We start from the raw sequence: 19,707 nt of genomic DNA, 5'->3' as shown, positions 1-19,707 counted from the left end.
GATAACCGCGGAAAGCTCGATGTTCCGCGGTTATCGCTTAACCTAAATCAAGGAGGCAGGAGATGGATCTTTTTGATCCTATTGAGCTACGCGGGCTGACGGTGCGTAACCGCTTATGGTTGCCTCCGATGTGCCAGTATTCGGCGCAAAGCAGCGGATTGCAGCGTGGGTTACCGAATGAGTGGCATGTGCAGCATTACGCCTCGCGAGCAGTCGGGGGCTTTGGTGTAGTGACGGTAGAGGCAACGGCAGTGTGCCCGGAGGGTCGTATCTCGCCAAACTGTCTCTTGCTGGATCGCCCCGAGGCTCTTCCTGCCTTTACACGCTTAGCACAAGCGATTCGTGCGCATGGGGCAGTTCCGGCAATCCAGCTTCAGCATGCCGGGCGTAAAGCCTCAACTCCTCCGCCTTGGCAAGGTGGAGGTTATGTGCCGCACAGCGCAGGCGGCTGGTCGGTTGTTGGGCCCAGTGACGTACCCTTTGACGAGACGTTACCTACCCCCAGGGTGTTGGATGACGCAGAAATTTTAGAGATTATTGGGCAGTTTGCCGCTGCGGCACGGCTTGCGCAGCAAGCTGGATTCGAGGCGGTTGAGATTCACGCTGCGCATGGGTATCTCATTCATCAGTTCCTTTCACCCATTTCTAATCATCGAACGGACCGCTGGGGCGGCGATGCGGCGGGGCGTAGCCTTATCCTGCGCGAGATTGTTTCTGCGGTACGTGCCGCGGTAGGGGATATGCCGATTATTGTCCGGCTATCAGCAACGGATTGGCTAGCGGAGCTCTTTGAAAATCGCGAGGGCGGGTACGGTTGGCGAGTAACGGATTCGATTGAGCTGGTTGGCTCTATGCCGGAGGTAGATTTTTGGAGTATCTCTACGGGCGGTAATGTTCCGGTGAAGATTCCAACGGGTCCGGGGTATCAGGTTCCTTTTGCCCGTCGTATTCGTGAAGAGACGGGTGCCCTCGTTGGGGTTGCTGGGCTTATTGCGAACGCTCAGCAAGCCCGAGTTATTGTGCTTGATGAGGAAGCGGATGTCGTCTATGTAGGTCGAGTAGCTTTGCATGATCCGTATATTGCACGGCACTGGGCGCGAGAGATTGATACTCCTATGCAATGGCCGAATCAATATGTGCGAGGTGTGCCTGAACGCTGAGATACACCCGAGAAGCGTCCCTACTAATCAAGGTGGGAGCCGGGAATTTTGCGTGAAACTGATAGCTCGCGGGGAAGGTCATCCACGCCTTGCAGGTGCGAAAGAGAGTGTACTGACGCGCGAACTAAAAGGCCATATGTTTAATGCGTGTTGCTTATCGTCGAGTACGGCATGATTTTTCAGGGCAAAATCTCGTCGTAGTTCAGATTTTCGGATTTTAAGGCAAAGAGCAGAACAGCAGAAGAGTTCATGCCTGACGGCAGCAATAGCAGTGCTGAGCGTTCAACGCATAACACCTGGCGATACTACCTAGCTAACATCTGGCGGCGATACCATCTCAGGGCGTGAGGATTCGCTTATATAGTGGTCAAATATTACAGCCCCTAACGTAGTGGTGGTGCCCCGCTACCAGCGAGACACCACCACTATCTGTATTTAGACCTACCACTGACCGCACGGCGCGGAATATTCCAGTGGGTTAGTTGTTACTATTCCCCGTCAAGGGCATCCTTGATCTTTTCGCCAACTTTCTCTGCGCCCTCACGCAGATCTTCGCCGACATGTTCTGCTTTGAGCTCGCCCTTTTCTGCACCCTGCTTGATGGCTTGACCGGCATCCTCAACAGCGGATTCAACCTTGCCTTTGCCTTGGATCTGCTGCTTGGCGTCCTGGGCAACCTCTTCGACCTTATGCTTGACCGTCTGGGCGACTTCTTCTGCCTTTTGGCAGGCTTCGTGCGCGAACTCGCCAGCCTTTTCTTTTGCAGCCGCCAGCTTCTCTTGAGTTTCTTCCGAAGTGATCTTCTCCTTGGCGGTCGATAGCGCGCTCTTCGCGACACCGACCAGCTTGGTAATGAAACCTGAGGATTCTGCCGGTTGCTCGGAGAACTCGTTATGTGTCGTGTTATCCGTCATGGAAGACCTTTCTTTTGTATGCAGTCTGTGTAATAGCTATTGTATCGGCTAAGAGCCGAACATGGCTGTCAATCTTTATTATGCTTCGCTCTGAGCGTGTGTAACCAGGAGGGTAATCCTAGCAGGGTCGTTGATTCGCTTGCATAACTGGCTGCCTGGCGCAGCGCTGTTAAAGCATCGTGGCGGGGAAGTAAAGCAGTGAAAGCACCATGCAATACGTCACCTGCTCCTAAGGTATCGCGCACGCTCACGCGAGGAACAGAGATCTCAGTGAGCTGCCCTGCATAATATGCCTGTATCGGACCATCGCCGTGAGACTGTGCTGCCAGAGCATAATCGGCGGGATTGAGGTGAGAGAAGCTGAAATCGGCCGAAACAATAGCGTGGGAGATATACGGTAGCAGGCGCGAGGTGCCTGGCTTGTCGGAACCTCCATCAAAAACGACGGGGATACCACGGCGCTGTGCCTGGCGAGCCAGCGGAACCTGAATATCGAGTAGGTGAGCGTCAACGCACACAGCGCTGACATCTGTTAGCCACATATCGAGTTGTTCATCGTCAATCGGGGCGATGGTGCGACCAGCATTGTTCGCAGACGAAACGGTTCGTTGACCGCTATCATCAACAAAAATACTGGATATTGGCAGCGGATCATCCCCTGGTATGTCGAGGACGTGTACGTGATATTGGGTAAGGATATTGCGAGCAAGATCAGCCAATACTCCATCGCCCAAGCACGTCGCTAGGCGGGTGGGAACGCCAAGACACGCGGCAACACGAGCCGCATTTGCGGCTGGCCCGCCGACGTCAACCGCGCTTGAGCGGGCTGCTACTTTCTCATTTGGCCGTGGCGGGCGCGAGCCATAATGTGAAATATCAATCGTCGTTAATCCACACATAAGAACGCACATGTGTACCAGTGTACGAAGTGGGTTGAATAGTGGTCCAGCATCGCCGAAAGCGTGCAATCGGACTACACTAGAGCGCGGAATACCTGAAGAAAGGGAATCATGAGTCTCAGTCCACTTGATGAGGCCGGTATTGCTCAGGCCGTCGCTGCCGCGCAGGCGGCATTTGCTGCGGCCGGGTCATTGGCAGAATTGAAAGCAGCCCGATTAGCCCACAGCGGGGATAACGCTCCTATTACGGCTGCCAATATGCAAATAAAATCCTTAGATAAAGCCGATCGCCCGACAGCCGGAAAACTTATGGGGGCAGCGCGCCAGGCAATTCAGAGCGCCTTAGCTGAAGCAACTGAGCGCCTTGAGGCTGCCGATCAGGCGAGAGTACTGCGGGAAGAAACGGTTGACGTCACCACTCCAACTCGGCGTTATCCACTTGGCGCCCGCCACCCCTTGCCGGTGCTAATGGAAGATATCTGCGATATTTTCACGTCTATGGGCTGGGAAGTCGCTGATGGGCCAGAGCTAGAACATGAGTGGTTTAACTTTGATGCTTTGAACTTCGGGCCAGATCATCCGGCACGCCAGATGCAAGATACTTTCTACGTCAGTTCAGTGGAACACGTCGGTTCACATGAGCCACGCGATATTGCCACCACCCAATCGCTTGTGTTGCGCACGCATACCTCGCCGGTTCAATCTCGAGTGATGTGTGAGCGTGGAGTGCCCATCTATATTGTGTGCCCAGGCAAGGTTTTTCGTACCGATGCCTTAGATGCCACGCATACGCCAGTGTTCCATCAAATTGAGGGATTAGCTGTTGATCGCGGGTTAACGATGGCACATTTGAAAGGGACTCTCGATCATTTCGCCAAGCAGATGTTTGGCCCGCAAGCTAAGGCTCGGCTGCGTCCGTCGTTCTTCCCCTTTACCGAACCGAGTGCGGAGTTGGATTTGTGGTTTCCGCAGAAGAAAGACGGACCAGGCTGGATCGAATGGGGCGGGTGCGGAATGGTGAACCCAGAGGTGCTGCGCAACGCTGGTATTGATCCTCAGGAATACACAGGTTTTGCTTTCGGTATGGGAATCGAACGAACTCTCATGCTGCGCAACCAGATTGCCGATATTCGAGATCTCGTTGAAGGCGATGTTCGTTTCTCTACACAGTTTGGTCCGACGGGAAAGGGTAACTAAATGCCACGCATTCCACTTGATTGGCTCGCAGAACACGTTGCCGTTGATCCGGAGTTGACTGCGCAAACCTTGGCAGCGGATTTGGTGAAAGTTGGCCTGGAAGAAGAAGCGATTCACCGGCCCGATGTTACTGGCCCTATTGTCGTTGGGCGGGTGCTGACTTTAGACAAAAAAGAACAATCAAACGGCAAACTTATCAACTATTGCCGCGTTGACGTCGGTGCTCATAACGATGCGCCTGGAGAAGGGAAAGAGCCCTCAGAGCTACCTTCTCGCGGAATTATTTGTGGGGCGCATAATTTCGTGGTGGGTGATTATGTGGTTGTTTCTTTGCCGGGTGCGGTGCTTCCTGGTGGCTTTGCGATTGCTTCTCGGAAAACCTATGGGCACATCTCTGATGGCATGATCTGTTCGCGACGAGAGCTTGGCCTGGGGGAGGATCATTCTGGGATTATCGTCTTGGCACATGACGAAGACGAGGCGCAGGCTGAGGGGATTCCGGCGGTTGGTGAAGACGTCCTAGGCTATCTCGGGTTGACGGGTGAGGTTCTGGAAATCAATGTCACCCCAGATCGAGGCTACTGTTTCTCGATGCGGGGCGTGGCACGTGAATATGCCCATTCCACCGGAGCGCAATTCACTGATCGGGGTCTGCCAGATTCTCTGAGTATGCCGTTGCCGCCGGTAACGAATACGGGTTTTCCGATCGAGGTCTGCGATGAGCAGCCGATTCATGGGAATATCGGGTGTGATCGTTTTGTCACTCGGATCGTCCGTGGGGTTGATCCGCATGTCGCCTCGCCACGCTGGATGCAGGAGCGTTTGAGCGCGGCGGGTATGCGTCCGATTTCTTTGGCGGTTGACGCAACGAATTACGTCATGCTTGATCTTGGCCAGCCGCTACATGCTTATGATCTCGATACGGTAGTTGCGCCGATTGTGGTGCGGCGGGCGCAGTCGGGTGAACGTTTGGTTACGCTTGATGGCGTTGATCGTGAGCTCCATCCGCAGGATCTGGTGATTGCCGATAGTTTTGGTGGGCATGGCGCTCGGGCTGTGGGCTTAGCTGGGACGATGGGCGGGGCGGCAACCGAGATTAGTGAGAGCACGGTTAATATCTTGGTGGAGGCAGCGCACTTTGATGCGGTGTCGGTTGCGCGTATGGCACGTCGGCATAAATTGCCGTCGGAAGCGTCAAAGCGGTTTGAGCGCGGGGTTGACCCCATGATCGCTCCGGTGGCTGCCCAACGTGTTGTGGATTTGCTTGTTGAATATGGCGGCGGCGTTGCTGATGAGGCAAATTTCGAATTTAATGAGGTGACCTCGGCCCAGCCTGTGGATTTCGCGATCACTGAGGTGGCGCGGCTGACTGGTTTGGAGCTGTCTGCACAACGCATTGACGAGATTCTGAGCGAAATCGGCTGCGAGGTTGAGGCGGTATCTGATACTGAACGGCGCGTTACGCCGCCGAGTTGGCGAACTGATTTGGTAGGTGGGGCGCACTTAGTAGAGGAGATTGCTCGTCTGGTGGGGTATGACGAGATTGACGCGGTTTTGCCTCCTGCACCAGCCGGTTCAGGGTTAACACAGCGTCAGCGTGATCGGCGGGATATGGGGCGAACCTTGGCCGAATCTGGCTGGGTTGAGGTGTTGAGTTATCCCTTTATCGCCTCTGCAGCCTTTGATGCCCAGCAGATTGCGGAGGATGATCCGCGCCGACGGGCGATGCGCTTGGCGAATCCATTACAAGAAGATGCTCCCTATCTGCGTACCTCTATCTTGGATTCGTTACTGGCTACGGCTCGAATGAATGTGGCTCGGGGTAATCCTGAGGTGGCGATTTTTGAGGCTGGTGCGGTGACTCGCCCTGGTGATGTTGTGCAGGCGGAGATTCCGTCTGCGGGTGCACGCCCCGCTGCGCATGAACTGGCGAATATTGCTAGTGCTCTGCCACGTCAGCCGTACCATGTTGCTGGTGTAGCTGTTCCTGAGGTGAGCCAGCCAGTAGCGGGAATGCCGAGGCAGCTTTGGGATTGGCGCGACGCGATTGAGGCTGTTGTCGCTATCGGTCGCACAATTGGGGTGGAGGTCTCTGCTAAGCAGGCGAGTTACTCGCCGTTCCACCCTGGGCGGTGTGCGCAATTGTTTGTGGGCGATAGTGCAGTTGGCTATGCCGGTGAGCTGGAACCGCGGGTGTGTAGTGCCTGGGAGCTGCCGTCGCGTTCGATTGCTTTTGAATGTGATGCAGACGCATTGGTTGCGGCGCGTTCGGGTGAGCCTCGTCGTATTGTTCCGGTTCGGACGAGTCCGGCAGCGAAAGAAGATATGGCTTTTGTGGTGGATGAGACGTTACCTGCAGCTCGGGTGCGTGAAGCCATTGAGCGGGCTGGAGGCGATGTGGTTGAGCAGGTGCGACTATTTGACGTCTACACCGGCGATCAGATCCCTGCGGGTAAGAAGTCATTGGCTTTCGCGGTGCGGTTGCGTGGTGAGCAGACTTTGACTCCGGCTGATACAACGCGCATACGTGAGCATATTATTCAGGGTGTAGCTCGCGAATGTGATGCACAGTTACGAGGCTAGATAGGAGATTCCAGGCAGGCGTGGCTGTCTTCACTGTGTAGCGCTCTATTAATTCAATACAGCCAAGTGTATAGTTATGCATATGACTTACCTGGCTGCTATTGCGGGCGCTACCGGCTATGCCGGCGGTGAAGTTGCCCGTCTCCTGTTATCTCACCCGCAGGTTCGTCTTGCTACAGTGTGTGCACACACATCAACTGGGACGCTCGGGGAGTATCAACCGCATCTTTTGCCGCTTGCAGATATGCCGCTATATCCGCTGGATGCTGAGCGTCTTGCTCAGCATGATGTGGTGTTTTTGGGGTTGCCGCATGGGGCTTCGGCGCAGCTAGCCCGAGATATTGAACGCATTAACCCAGATGTGCTCCTCATTGATCTCGGCGCAGATCATCGTCTCATTGATCCAGCTGATTGGGCTGCCTATTATGACGGGCCGGCCGCCGAACCGTGGGTTTACGGTATGCCAGAGCTGATTCGGAGCGAGGGGCCAAGTCAACGCGAGCTATTGGGGCAAGCTCGCCGGATTGCGGCTCCCGGCTGTAATGCAACGGCTATTACCCTCGCCGCTCTACCAGCGATTTCCTCGGGTATAGCGGTAGGCAATGATGTTGTTGCGGCACTGTGCGTCGGATACTCCGGCGCGGGGAAAACTCCAAAACCGCACTTATTAGCTGCTGAGGCGGCAGAATGTGCCAGGCCGTATTCCGTCGCTGGTGCGCATCGGCATATCCCGGAAATCCAGCAAAATTTCCGTATTGCTGGGGCGTTAGACCCAATGTTATCTATGACTCCGATATTGGCCCCGATGTCCCGCGGGATTCTTGCCACTGTTTCCATTCCGCTGGCAAAAATGACGACGGCAGCTTCGGTGCTCCAGGTGTATCGCGCTGCTTTGGCTGAAGAACCATTTTGGCATTGGAGTGATTCCTGGCCGACGACGGCAATGGTTCGTGGATCAAATACTGCATATATTCATGCTGAGCTAGATCGCGATGGTCGGCGTATCACTGCGATATGTGCAATCGACAACCTTGTTAAAGGCACTGCCGGGGCAGCAATCCAGTCAATGAATCTCGCATTGGGATATGCGGAAACGACGGGGCTAAGTACAGTAGGGGTGGCGCCATAATGGTGTTTTCACAGCAGAATCGCCATATTGATATGGGAATTGGGGTCACGGCGGCGCGTGGTTTTCGAGCTGCCGGCATAGCTGCAGGGATTAAAACCTCCGGAGCCCTGGATCTGGCGGTAATCGTCAATGACGGTCCGCAGCGTATTTCATCCTGCGTATTAACCTCAAATAGGGTGTACGCCGCACCCGTGCAGTGGATGAAAGATTGCGCGCATGATGAATTGCGTGCTGTCGTCCTCAACTCGGGAGGCGCAAATGCGGCAACTGGGGAGCGAGGCTATCGAGATACGCAGAGTACGGCACAGTGCGTGGCTGATCTTTTAGAGTGTCCGGTAGCTCAGATCGGTGTGTGTTCAACGGGGATGATCGGGGAATATCTTCCCATGCCACGAGTGTTATCTGGCGTGCAGCAGGCCATGTGCTCCCTATCGCCAACTGGCGGTCAGGCGGCAGCCCGCGCAATTATGACCACCGATACCCGCCCAAAACAAGCAGGTGTGACGGGAGCATATACGATCGGTGGCATGGCTAAAGGCGCTGGAATGTTGGCCCCGGCACTGGCCACCATGTTGTGCGTCATCACTACTGATGCGGTTATTGATAGGCCGTTAGCTCGGCGTGCGCTATCTGCCGCAGTCGCACAATCTTTCAACTGCATTGATTCTGACGGGGCAATGTCAACAAATGACACAGTCATCCTGATGTCCTCAGGTGCCTCCGGAAAAGCCCCTGGATCCGCAGCAGAATTTATTGATGAACTGACGGCAGTGTGCCAGTCACTTGCTCGGCAACTCATTGCCGATGCTGAAGGTGCCTCCCACGATATTCACATTCAGGTTAATTCCGCTTCTAGCCGCAGTGCTGCTCAGGCGGTAGCTCGGGCGGTTTCCCGATCGAATCTCGTCAAAGCCGCTATATTCGGTAATGATCCGAATTGGGGGAGGGTCATTTCCCAGGTGGGAACCGTCCCTGAAGATGTTGCTCCCTTTGATCCGCAACGCCTTGACGTCTGGTTTAACGGCGTGCAGGTATGCCGTAACGGCGCTGCCCATGCCCCGCGCGATCTGGTGGACCTGGCGTCCCAACGCGACGTCGAAATCGTCATTGATTTACACGCCGGAGAACATTGCGGGCAGTTGTGGACCAATGATCTCACCCATGCCTACGTCGAAGAGAACTCAGCGTATTCCTCATGAATAATTCCCTGATCCAACGCCTAGATGGCGCACAAGAAAAAGCCGCGACGCTGATTGAAGCGCTGCCGTGGATTCGAGAGTTTTCCGGTTCTCGAATCGTCATTAAATACGGTGGGAACGCGATGACGAGTGAAGAGCTCAAGAGAGCCTTCGCCAAAGACGTGATGTTTTTACATTATGTTGGGCTGCAGCCTATCGTCGTGCATGGCGGTGGCCCGCACATTAACGAAATGTTGCGTCAACTGGGTATTGAACCGCAATTTCGTGGAGGTCTGCGCGTTACCGATAGAGCCACTATGGATATTGTGCGCATGGTCCTCACTGGGCAAGTACAGCGCGAATTGGTGACTCTGCTCAATCTCGATGGCTCGCATGCCGTCGGTATTTCTGGAGAAGACGCGGGGCTGCTCACCGCGCATAAACACTATGCCACGATAGCCGGGGAGCCAGTAGATATTGGTTATGTGGGAGATATTGCCCAGGTCAACACCGCTGCAATTGAGCACTTATTAGCGGTCCGCCGCATTCCCGTCATTTCCTCTATTGCTTTGAATGCCGATGCGCCCGAAGACGTTCTCAATGTGAATGCTGACAGCGTGGCGGGGGCTTTAGCCGTGGCGCTTGGCGCTCATAAACTGGTGATATTGACAGACGTTGAAGGCCTATATCGGTCATGGCCGGATACGGATACGTTAATCTCAGAGATCCATCCCGATGAGCTTCGCACATTGATTCCTCATTTGGATGCGGGCATGAAACCAAAGATGATGGCGGCCTTAGCAGCAGTTGATGGCGGTGTGCCGAAAGCACATATTATTGACGGTCGTTTATCCCATTCCATGTTGTTGGAGATCTTTACCGACGCGGGCATTGGTACCCAAGTGACGCATAACGTCGCGGTAGAACATGCTGATAATAAGCAGCCCGCAACCGCTGCGGCTACTGCAGGTGTTGGCGGTAGCGACGGCAGCGAAGAAAGCTCAGCGCAGCCGGAGAAACGCGCATGAGCGGGGTAGCGCGCGAGCATTCAGATGTGGGTAAAGCTCGAATAGCCGCAATGGATAACACATCGGGGTATTCCGTGCCAAATAGCCCCTGTTTCGATGAGTCTCCTAATCACAAAGCAGGTGATAGCGCAGATAGTTTGGGCGCGTATCGGAATGCGCTTATGGATGCTTTTGGCACGCCGCAGCGGGTCTTGACGCACGGCTCAGGGGTGTTCGTGTGGGATGAGCAGGGGCGTCGATACTGTGATCTGTTGGCGGGAATTGCCGTCAATGCTCTGGGATATGCGCATTCGGCAATTGTGCAAACAGTTAGTGAACAAGCCCAGCGGCTCATGCACACCTCGAATTATTTTGCCACTCCGGCACAAATTCAGGTGGCACATGCCCTACAGGAAACACTTACAGCTGAAGGATACGACGGGGCACGGGCACGGATTTTCCTGTGTAATTCTGGAACAGAAGCCAATGAAGCCGCCCTTAAGATGGCCATGCTGCACAAAGCCGGTGGAAATATTGTGGCATTGGAAGGCAGCTTTCATGGGCGTACGCTCGGTTCCCTATCGGTGACGTACAAACCCCAGATTCGTCAGCCCTTTGCCCCGCTACTCAGTAATGTGCGTTTTGCTGCGCCGCAAGTTGAGGCGTTATCGGCACTGTGCGACGATTCCACGGCGGCAATCATTCTCGAACCGATACAAGGGGAAGCAGGCGTTTACCCGCTTGATCCGCAGCTACTTACCTGTGCTCGTCGGCTTGCCGATGCCCATAACGCCTTGTTGATCGTTGACGAGGTGCAAACAGGGATGGGGCGAACTGGGCGTTGGTACGCTCATAGTGACGTCGTACAGGCAGATATTATTACCCTGGCTAAAGGATTAGGCGGCGGTTTCCCGATTGGTGCAGCAATTGGAATTGGTCGGGCAGCACAGCTCATAACGCCGGGTATGCATGGCTCAACCTTCGGAGGAAACCCGTTGGCCGCTGCGGTGGCACAAACGGTTATCAGCGAGATCAGACCGCTTTTGCGGCGAGTTGCGGATAACGGCACGTGGTTAATGCAGGAGCTATCACTACGTGGTTTTCCGGTGCGTGGTGCTGGGTTATTGATCGGGATTGACGTGCCAGATGCGCCGAGCTATCAGCGGGCGTTACTGGAGCGTGGTTTTATCGTCAATGCTGCCAATGCCACCACGTTGCGGTTGGCGCCACCACTGATTATTACCAGGGAAGAACTCATGCCGTTCCTGGATACATTATTGGAGGTATCACATATATGCAGCTAGAGACGCCGCAATTAGCCACGCGGGCAGCACGCCAGGACAAAATCCGGCAGATCGTCGCCTCGCAGGCCGTTTCTTCCCAAGATGCTTTGCGCACGATGTTGCGCGATTGCGGATTTGAGGTTACGCAGGCAACGCTGTCACGTGATTTGGAGCAGCTCCATGCCCAAAAGATTGTGACGACGTCTGGCCGACGGATCTATCGCATCGGGGCCAGTGCTGGCGAGATGGCAGTAGAAAACGCCGGCGAAACGGGATTTTCCCGATGGGCACGAGAGGTGCTTGTTTCAGCACAGTGCGCAGCCAACCAGATCGTTTTGCGCACTCCGCCAGGGGCGGCACAGCTTCTCGCTTCAGCCCTGGATAATGCTCGATTTGATGGGGTATTAGGGTGCATTGCTGGGGATGACACAGTGCTCGTCATTGTGCATAGCGCAGAACGTGCCACCGAGCTGACCAATGAATTAATAACTATGACGACACAGAAGAAAGCACAACGAGTAACGACGGAGGACGTCAATGAGTAAAGAGCGGGTAGTACTGGCATATTCCGGAGGATTAGATACCTCGGTAGCGATTGGATGGATTGGGGAGCAAACGGGCGCAGAGGTCGTCACGGTTGCGGTGGATGTCGGCCAAGGGGGAGAAGATCTGGACGTTATTCGCCAGCGGGCCCTCGATTGCGGTGCTGTTGAAGCCTATGTCGCAGACGCGCGTGAAGAATTTGCTCGTGATTATTGCATGTTGGATCTGCAAGCTAACGGTTTATATATGGACGCATACCCGCTGGTTAGCGCCCTATCTCGGCCACTGATCGTCAAGCATCTGGTGACGGCAGCACGCGAATTCGACGCCAGCGTTGTTGCACACGGCTGCACCGGAAAAGGTAACGACCAAGTGCGTTTCGAGGTAGGTATCACCTCGCTTGCCCCGGATCTGACGTGTTTATCGCCAGTGCGTGATCTGGCATTGACCCGTGAATTCGCCATTGACTACGCCAATAAGCACAATCTTCCAATTGAAACGACGAAAGCAAATCCGTTCTCGATCGATCAGAACGTTTGGGGGCGCGCTGTAGAAACGGGATACCTTGAGGATTTGTGGAACGCTCCAACGAAAGATGTCTACACCTATACCGACGATCCCATGTATGGCCCGATGCCCGATGAGGTTATCGTGACCTTTGACGAGGGAATTCCGGTGGCGATTGATGGCGTAACGGTAACTCCGTTGCAGGCAATCCAGGAGATGAACCGTCGGGCTGGAGCACAAGGTATCGGCCGAATCGACATCGTAGAAGACCGCATGGTGGGTATTAAATCCCGAGAAATTTATGAAGCCCCGGGTGCGATGGCCTTGATGACTGCGCATCGAGAGCTAGAGCGGGTCACGCTGGATCGGGAGCAGGCGCGCTTTAAGGAGCGTGTGGGGCTGCGTTGGACGGAGCTGGTATATGAGGGGCAGTGGTTCTCGCCGCTGAAGCGTTCCTTAGATGCCTTTATTCGAGATACCCAGCAGTATGTTTCCGGAGATATTCGCATGACTTTGCATGGTGGGCGGGCGACGGTGACGGGTCGGCGGTCACAGACCTCTTTGTATGATTTCAACCTTGCGACCTATGACGCTGGCGATTCCTTCGATCAGTCTCACGCGAAAGGTTTCATCGAGTTAACCGGACTGACGACGAAACTCGCCGCTGCTCGCGACGTCACCTTTGGAAAGGGCGAAGCGATGCCGAAACTGAAGTTGTCGTAGCGATGATTGAAGATCAACTCGGGCATCGCACTATTCGAGAGTTTAGGGATCAGCCCGTTTCCGAGGAGGTTGTTGAGCTACTTGGAAAAGTAGCGATGCGAACAGCTAGTTCACGTGGGTTGCAACATGCAGGCATTATCCGAGTGCGAGATATGCATAAACGCCAGGAACTAGCTCGGATAGGTAAGCAAGAATACGTGGCACGCGCTCCGGAGTATTTCTTGTTCATTGTTGACGCGCATCGCAGTGCCGGCATTTTGCAGGAATGTGGTGGCGATCCGCAGGCTGCGTGTCGAGCGGATGTGTTCGTCGAAGGCTTCACGGATGCCTGCTTGATGGCTCAGAACGTGGTCAATGCTGCAGAAGAGCTTGGATTGGGAACGAATTACCTCGGTAACGTTCAAAACGATCCTTTGGCTGTGGTCAGGTTGCTGGGTATGCCGAAACTGACGTTCCCAGTGGTGGGGTTGACTTTCGGCTATCCGGCGCAAGATCCGCAATGCAAGCCGCGAATGGACGCTTCTTTGCGGATGATGGTTGACGAGTACCGTCAGCCGCAGTCCTGGGTTGCAGCTTTGGCAGACTATGACGAACGCATGCGCACCTACTATGATCTGCGAGATTCAGGTAGCCCGTCTGATCCCTTCACGCAACAGGTCGTGCATAGGATTGCTTCGCCGCTGCAGGCTAATCGCACGATAGCAGCGGCCATCAGTCAAGGCTTTGACCTCGCAGGTTAACTCCAAGGCGGCGGTAGGCAGATTCGAGGAAAACGATGGTCCAGATCAGCCCAAAGATTCCGATCCCTACCGTCGCCCACAGGCCGACACTTAAGGTGAACAGGCGTGTGAGGCCAGAGATAATAAAGGGACCACAGGCTGCCCCGATAGCGACGATGGCTTGCCACAGCCCGAGGAATTCAGCGCGATGTTCCGGCGGGCATAGATCTGCACCTACCGTCATGACGATACCTGCGCCAAAACCGTTACCGAATCCTAAGATAGCGGCGCCAACCACGAAACCAATCGGGGTGTTCCAGCACAACATCACGATGATTCCTATTGGCATGAAGATAAAGGACGGTATGAGCGCCCAGTGGCGTCCACGTCGGTCCATAACTGCGCCAGAGACGACAAACATGATTGTGTCTACCAGTGCGGTGACGGCAAATGTGCCAGTAATAAAATGTGGTTCATACCCTTGGGCTGTTCCCCATAGCGGCACTATGACAGTGCGATTTGCCCGCAGAACCGTCAAACAGTTCAGGGCGACGCCGAGAATAGCTGTCGATAATCGGGAGCGGTGAATTTCTCCCTCGGTGTGGTTTTCGCTGGGCGTGTGGAGCGTGGCGGTCGGCTCGGGGAGCACATATCCGATAACGAGGAGGGCAGCCAGGACGACGAGCACGATATTGACGATAAAAATGGAATCTAGGGCCCATATAGCCAATAAGCCAGTGGCAAGTAACGGGCCAACTAATACTCCAATACGGGTCATGCCACCTAACGTTGATAGGCCGCGTGCCCGCCAGTGCACCGGCACAGCTTCGGCAACATAGGCTTGCCGTGCGAGCGACCACGTATTAGCTCCCAGTGCAAGAAGAATCGTTGCGACCACAAATACGGTTCGAGTAGCCGGATGGCTGTGGTAGTGCAGACTCCACAAAAACCCACTGAGTGAGGCCAGCGAGATAACTGACCCGCAGATAAGGGCGGCTCGATCCCCGATATGGGCGATGATTCGTCCGATTGGGGGAGACATCGCGATACCAGCAAACCCAAGCAGACCCATTACGGCTGATGACCCAGATTTATCGAAGCCGACGCTGAGGGCAGCCAGGGTAAGAACCGGCATGATTGTGCCATTGCCAATAGCGAAAATGAGCGCTGGGGCATAGATCGGCAAAATCAGGCGTATCAGTGGATTGCGGTTACTAGACGGGGATGGCATAGGGCTTAAACCTCGCTAGCGTCGATATTTAGGTCATCGCATAACGTGGCAATAAGAATTGCTTTGATAGTGTGCAAGCGGTTTTCGGCTTGGTCAAAAACGACTGACGCTGGCGAAGAGAATACCTCGTCAGTAACTTCAAGCTCGCTCCGCCCAGTGGCGGCGTGGATGGTGCGTCCTACCGAGGTGTTGAGGTCATGGAACGCCGGTAGACAGTGCATGAAAATGGTTCGCGGATTATCGGTGCGAGCCATGAGGCTGGCATTGACCTGATAGGGGCTAAGCGCCTCGATACGTTCTGCCCATGCGCTATGAGATTCACCCATTGATAACCAGACGTCGGTGGAGATGACGTCAGCGCCGCGTACTGCGTTTATATCGTCAGTTATTGTGATTCGAGCGCCGGTGTGTTCGGCGAAATCCGCGGCAATTTTTTGAGCGGTCAGATCAGGCTGATATGCCTCAGGGGCAATGATTCGCACGTCCATGCCGAGCATAGCGCTAGAGACGAGAATGGAACGGCCAGTATTGAACCGTGCGTCGCCGATATATGCATGAGTAACCTTGGTGAAATCTGAGGTGAGATGTTCGCGGATCGTTAACGCATCAGCCAGCATTTGCGTAGGATGCCAATCATTCGTCAGCCCGTTATATACCGGCACGTGGGCGTATGCGGCGAGGGTTTCTAATTCGCGGTGAACACCGCCACGGTATTCAATAGCATCATAAAAACGGCTTAGAACCTGGGCAGTGTCAGCAATAGATTCTTTGTGTCCAAGCTGTGAGCTGCTCGGATCAAGCATGGTGACGTGAGCGCCTTGGTGAAAGGCGGCAACTTCAAATGCGGTTCGAGTACGGGTTGACGTCTTTTCAAAAATAAGCGCGATAACTTTTCCCGTGAGACGAGGCCGTTCCCGCCCATGAATTCGCTCTGTTTTGACCTGATGGGCAAGCGTAATGAGGGAAAGCCACTCATCGGTAGTGAAGTCAGCTTCTTTAATGACAGATCGACCATACAGATTACTCATATCTTTATCGTAATCCTCTGATCTGCGGTATTGGGATGATCTTGTGCCATGAATGAGGAAGTTTACTGCCAGCGGACGTCGCGAGATACGTGCTTTTTCTCATGTATCCCTCTGGCTTCTGCCGTGAGCTTGGAAGCGGGGTTTCAGCTTTGGCACAATCATAGCCAGGAAGATATATGTGCCATTGTTTATGTGTGCACTAGCGACGATGAAGGGTGTCTCGTCATGGCGAAGATGGAGAACGTATCGGGTGAAGCTCCGTTGGCACTGTGGGGTGGTCGATTTTCTGGAGCGCCAGCAGAGGCTTTGCGGGAGCTGTCGCGGTCTACGCATTTTGACTGGCGTTTAGCTCGCTATGATATTGCCGGTTCTCGGGCACATGCGCGTGCCTTACATAGCGCCGGTTTGCTAAGCGAAGATGAGCTTGCGCAGATGTTGCACGCGCTTGAAGTATTAGATGAGGATGTGGCTAGTGGAAGGTTTGCGCCTGATCCGCAGGACGAGGATGTACACACTGCTCTCGAACGCGGCCTCATAGAACGCGCTGGGGCATATCTTGGTGGAAAATTGCGTGCTGGACGCTCACGCAACGATCAGATTGCCACGCTCATTCGCATGTACCTGCGTGATCAGCTACGAATTATCGGGGCAAAGGTTCTGGATTTAGTAGATGCGCTGGTCGGTCAGGCACAGAGCGCAGGCGAGGCGATCATGCCGGGGAGAACCCATTTGCAACATGCACAGCCAGTATTAGTTGCTCATCATTTGCTAGCTCATGCCTGGCCGCTAATCCGTGATGTCCAGCGGCTAGTGGATGCAGATCGGCGATTAGCCGTCAGCCCGTATGGGTCGGGTGCTTTAGCAGGTAATACCTTAGGAATGGATCCAGAAGCAATTGCTGCAGATTTAGGTTTTGCGCAGGCTGCATGGAATTCTATTGATGCGACGGCAGCCCGGGATGTAGTTGCCGAATGTGCCTACGTCTTTGCGCAAATTGGGATTGACCTGTCGCGGTTGAGTGAAGAAATTATTATCTGGAATACGAAGGAATTTTCTTTTGTCACTCTCGACGATGCCTTTTCCACTGGTTCGTCAATCATGCCGCAGAAAAAGAACCCGGATGTTGCGGAGTTAGCGCGAGGTAAAGCTGGGCGTTTAATTGGGGATTTAACTGGGCTATTGGCGATGTTGAAGGGCTTACCGTTGGCCTATGATCGCGATTTGCAAGAAGATAAAGAGCCAGTATTCGATCAGATCGACACCTTAGACGTGCTGCTTCCGGCAGTTAGCGGCATGATTGCGACGATGCGGCTCAACTATGAGCGCTTGGCTGAGCTGGCTCCGCAAGGCTTTTCTCTCGCGACGGATATTGCCGAGTGGCTAGTACGTCAGGGAGTGCCATTCCGCCAGGCACATGAGATCTCTGGGGCGTGTGTTGCGCAGTGCGAACAGCGCGGTATCGAGCTGTGGGAGTTATCCGATGAGGATTTTGCTGCCATTGATCCGCGGCTCACTGCCGGTGTCCGAGAGGTGCTGACGGTGGAGGGATCCGTTCGAGCTCGTTGCGCCCGTGGCGGCACGGCTCCGCAACAGGTGGCAGCACAGCGCGCATATTTGGCGGAGAAATGTAGGCAGGGGCGCCAGTTTACTGATTCGCGAATTGTGGCTCAGTAGTGGAGGTAACCTGTAAGGATTTCACGCCATCAGCACGGCGAGCTATTGCGCTGTAGCTATTTCGCGGATGTGGATGTGGCGTGCGGGATACTGTTATATTTCATCTAGTGGCCGGCATGCCGGCGATTGTATGGCTGATGTTAACGTCATAGTGAAACGTTCTACTCAACGGAATGTTGGATATTGAAAGGATCTACCGTGGTTGATGTTCTGGAAGAGTTGCGGTGGCGTGGGCTAATCGCGCAACACTCGGATATTGAGCAGTTACGTCAGATGCTTGATTCGGGTCCAGTGACGTTCTATTGCGGTTTTGATCCGACGGGTCCTTCCCTCCATCATGGGCATTTGGTCGCGGTGAAAGTTATGCGGCATTTACAGATGGCAGGGCATCACCCTTTGGTGTTAGTCGGCGGAGCAACAGGGCTTATCGGAGATCCGCGTGAAAGTGGAGAGCGTAGCCTGAATCCCAAAGAGCAAGTCGCGAAGTGGACGCAGGCGCTTCGCGAGCAGCTTGAGGGATTGTTGGATTTTTCGGGTGAGAATGCGGCACGTACCGTCAATAATTTGGACTGGACGGGTGAGCTGTCGGCGATTGATCTTCTGCGAGATCTGGGTCGTCACTTCCGGATGGGCACGATGCTTTCGAAGGATATTGTGGCGCGGCGACTCGCCTCCGAAGATGGCATCTCGTTTACCGAGTTTTCTTATCAGATTATTCAGGCTAATGATTATCTCGAGCTGTTTCGTCGGTATAACTGTCGTTTGGAGACCGGCGGTAATGATCAGTGGGGAAATCTTGTTGGCGGAATGGATCTGATCCATAAGGTTGAGGGTGCTTCGGTCAGTGTTTTGACTAATCCGTTGATTACCAAATCTGATGGAACGAAATTTGGAAAGACGGAAGGGGGAGCAGTCTGGCTTAATCCCCAGATGCTCAGCCCGTACAAGTTCTACCAGTTCTGGCTGAACACAGCCGATGAAGACGTTATCTCTATGCTCAAGGTCTTTACATTCCTTTCTCGGGAAGAAATTGAGGAGCTAGAGCAGGAAGTCATTGAGCGGCCGCATGCACGTCAGGCGCAGCGAGCTTTGGCGACAGCCGTAACGACGTGGGTTCATGGGGAGCAGGCGGCGCAGCGGGTGCAGCAGGCTTCGCAGGTACTGTTTGGTAAAGCGGAGCCACGGGAGCTGGATGGGCAAACCTTGGCCGATGCGATTGCGGAGTTACCGGCGGCTTGTGGCGAATTAGGTATGCCGGTTGTGGATGTCTTGGTGGCTCTTGGTTTGGAAAAGGGGCGCGGTGCTGCACGGCGAACCATTGCTTCTGGCGGGGTTTACATCAACAATGTGGTCGTTGAGGACGAAGAACGGGTATTGCAGCCTTCTGATGTGTTAGCTGATCGCTATGTTTTGTTGCGCAAGGGGCGCAAGAATCTCGCTGTTGTCACCATATCGGGGAACGCAGCGGTAGGTGAGGCTTCGGGTACGGAAGTAACGGCGTAGGTTTTCGGGATGTAAGGCTTTGCTGCATTGTTGCGGGTTTACTGTGGTGTACTAAAAAGTCGCACTATATAGCCAAAAAGTGGCTGTGACCAGCAACACTGCAGCAGAGTTTGACCTTGGATAGCTAATCGCATAAAGTATTTATCTGTTGCCGCTGGTGCGACGAAATCCAAAGATGAACCTCTTGGGTGATAGTTGCGCGCAAAACACGTGAGTGTTGGCAAGCGGTGATATGGACGCTAGACTAGAAAGTCCATGGTCTCTTCGGAGTTCGGTCCTCGGGGCAGTTCTTCGGATGCAGATGTGTTGTTTGATATCTCAATAGTGTGCTAGTTTTTTATGTTTTTGTTTTCTGGTTGGTGCTGGATGTTTTGTTTGGTGCTGGCTGGGTTTTTGTGCCAGATGTTTCTGGTTTTTTGAGCTGGTTTG

The 19,707-nt window shown here is 54.2% G+C and carries 16 protein-coding genes; 12 read left to right on the top strand and 4 right to left on the bottom strand.

The window, feature by feature from the left end; genetic code table 11:
• The first annotated feature begins 62 nt into the window (after window positions 1-62).
• Window positions 63-1,160: an NADH:flavin oxidoreductase/NADH oxidase gene (locus ACLHIJ_RS03805; protein WP_411297075.1), complete on the top strand. Its 1,098-nt coding sequence runs from the start codon at window positions 63-65 to the stop codon at window positions 1,158-1,160.
• Window positions 1,161-1,648: 488 nt separating this feature from the next.
• On the opposite strand, the gene ACLHIJ_RS03800 is transcribed toward ACLHIJ_RS03805, so the two are convergent.
• On the bottom strand, window positions 1,649-2,074 hold the full coding sequence (locus tag ACLHIJ_RS03800) for a hypothetical protein (RefSeq protein ID WP_411297076.1): 426 nt from the start codon (window positions 2,072-2,074) through the stop codon (window positions 1,649-1,651).
• Between the two features lie 68 nt (window positions 2,075-2,142).
• Window positions 2,143-2,985, bottom strand: coding sequence for a PfkB family carbohydrate kinase (locus tag ACLHIJ_RS03795; RefSeq protein ID WP_411298505.1), 843 nt, complete (start codon window positions 2,983-2,985; stop codon window positions 2,143-2,145).
• A 99-nt stretch (window positions 2,986-3,084) separates the two neighbouring features.
• On the opposite strand from ACLHIJ_RS03795, the gene pheS reads away from it, so the two are divergent.
• The 9 genes from pheS to ACLHIJ_RS03750 all read left to right on the top strand — a co-directional run bounded on the left by pheS (window position 3,085) and on the right by ACLHIJ_RS03750 (window position 13,863).
• Window positions 3,085-4,170, top strand: a complete 1,086-nt coding sequence (gene pheS / locus ACLHIJ_RS03790) for a phenylalanine--tRNA ligase subunit alpha (RefSeq protein ID WP_411297078.1) — start codon at window positions 3,085-3,087, stop codon at window positions 4,168-4,170.
• The gene (pheT, locus tag ACLHIJ_RS03785) at window positions 4,171-6,753 is read left to right on the top strand and encodes a phenylalanine--tRNA ligase subunit beta (RefSeq protein WP_411298504.1); all 2,583 of its coding nucleotides are present in this window, start codon (window positions 4,171-4,173) and stop codon (window positions 6,751-6,753) included.
• A gap of 82 nt (window positions 6,754-6,835) precedes the next feature.
• Window positions 6,836-7,882: an N-acetyl-gamma-glutamyl-phosphate reductase gene (gene argC, locus ACLHIJ_RS03780; protein WP_411298503.1), complete on the top strand. Its 1,047-nt coding sequence runs from the start codon at window positions 6,836-6,838 to the stop codon at window positions 7,880-7,882.
• A gap of 38 nt (window positions 7,883-7,920) precedes the next feature.
• Complete coding sequence (gene argJ / locus ACLHIJ_RS03775) at window positions 7,921-9,081, top strand: bifunctional glutamate N-acetyltransferase/amino-acid acetyltransferase ArgJ (protein ID WP_411297091.1); 1,161 nt, start codon at window positions 7,921-7,923, stop codon at window positions 9,079-9,081.
• A complete protein-coding gene (gene argB / locus ACLHIJ_RS03770) occupies window positions 9,078-10,088 on the top strand; it encodes an acetylglutamate kinase (protein ID WP_411298502.1) in 1,011 nt (336 codons plus the stop codon). Before argJ ends, argB begins: the two co-directional genes overlap by 4 nt.
• Entirely contained in the window at window positions 10,085-11,371 is a 1,287-nt protein-coding gene (locus ACLHIJ_RS03765) for an acetylornithine transaminase (protein ID WP_411298501.1), read from the top strand. The genes argB and ACLHIJ_RS03765 overlap by 4 nt, the downstream gene beginning before the upstream one ends.
• Window positions 11,362-11,895, top strand: coding sequence for an arginine repressor (locus ACLHIJ_RS03760; RefSeq protein ID WP_411297083.1), 534 nt, complete (start codon window positions 11,362-11,364; stop codon window positions 11,893-11,895). Before ACLHIJ_RS03765 ends, ACLHIJ_RS03760 begins: the two co-directional genes overlap by 10 nt.
• Window positions 11,888-13,123 (top strand): argininosuccinate synthase, encoded by a 1,236-nt coding sequence (locus ACLHIJ_RS03755; protein WP_411297084.1) that lies wholly within the window; start codon window positions 11,888-11,890, stop codon window positions 13,121-13,123. The genes ACLHIJ_RS03760 and ACLHIJ_RS03755 overlap by 8 nt, the downstream gene beginning before the upstream one ends.
• Window positions 13,124-13,125: 2 nt before the next feature.
• The gene (locus ACLHIJ_RS03750; RefSeq protein ID WP_411298500.1) at window positions 13,126-13,863 is read left to right on the top strand and encodes a nitroreductase family protein; all 738 of its coding nucleotides are present in this window, start codon (window positions 13,126-13,128) and stop codon (window positions 13,861-13,863) included.
• On the opposite strand, the gene ACLHIJ_RS03745 is transcribed toward ACLHIJ_RS03750, so the two are convergent.
• Window positions 13,835-15,073 carry an MFS transporter gene (locus tag ACLHIJ_RS03745; RefSeq protein WP_411297086.1) on the bottom strand — a complete coding sequence of 413 codons (1,239 nt, stop codon included), beginning with the start codon at window positions 15,071-15,073 and terminating at the stop codon, window positions 13,835-13,837. The genes ACLHIJ_RS03750 and ACLHIJ_RS03745 overlap by 29 nt on opposite strands.
• A 5-nt stretch (window positions 15,074-15,078) precedes the next feature.
• Window positions 15,079-16,101 carry an ornithine carbamoyltransferase gene (gene argF, locus ACLHIJ_RS03740; protein ID WP_411297087.1) on the bottom strand — a complete coding sequence of 341 codons (1,023 nt, stop codon included), beginning with the start codon at window positions 16,099-16,101 and terminating at the stop codon, window positions 15,079-15,081.
• 225 nt (window positions 16,102-16,326) lie between these two features.
• Here argF and argH point away from each other — a divergent pair, with 225 nt between their 5' ends.
• Together argH and tyrS are read left to right on the top strand one after the other, a co-directional pair.
• A complete protein-coding gene (gene argH, locus ACLHIJ_RS03735; protein ID WP_411297088.1) occupies window positions 16,327-17,775 on the top strand; it encodes an argininosuccinate lyase in 1,449 nt (482 codons plus the stop codon).
• Window positions 17,776-17,973: 198 nt separating this feature from the next.
• Complete coding sequence (gene tyrS / locus ACLHIJ_RS03730) at window positions 17,974-19,278, top strand: tyrosine--tRNA ligase (protein ID WP_411298499.1); 1,305 nt, start codon at window positions 17,974-17,976, stop codon at window positions 19,276-19,278.
• Window positions 19,279-19,707: the final 429 nt, after the last annotated feature.

The organism is Trueperella sp. LYQ141 (assembly GCF_046599555.1).
Taxonomy (GTDB): Bacteria; Actinomycetota; Actinomycetes; order Actinomycetales; family Actinomycetaceae; genus Trueperella.
This window is presented reverse-complemented; position numbering and strand designations above follow the sequence as displayed.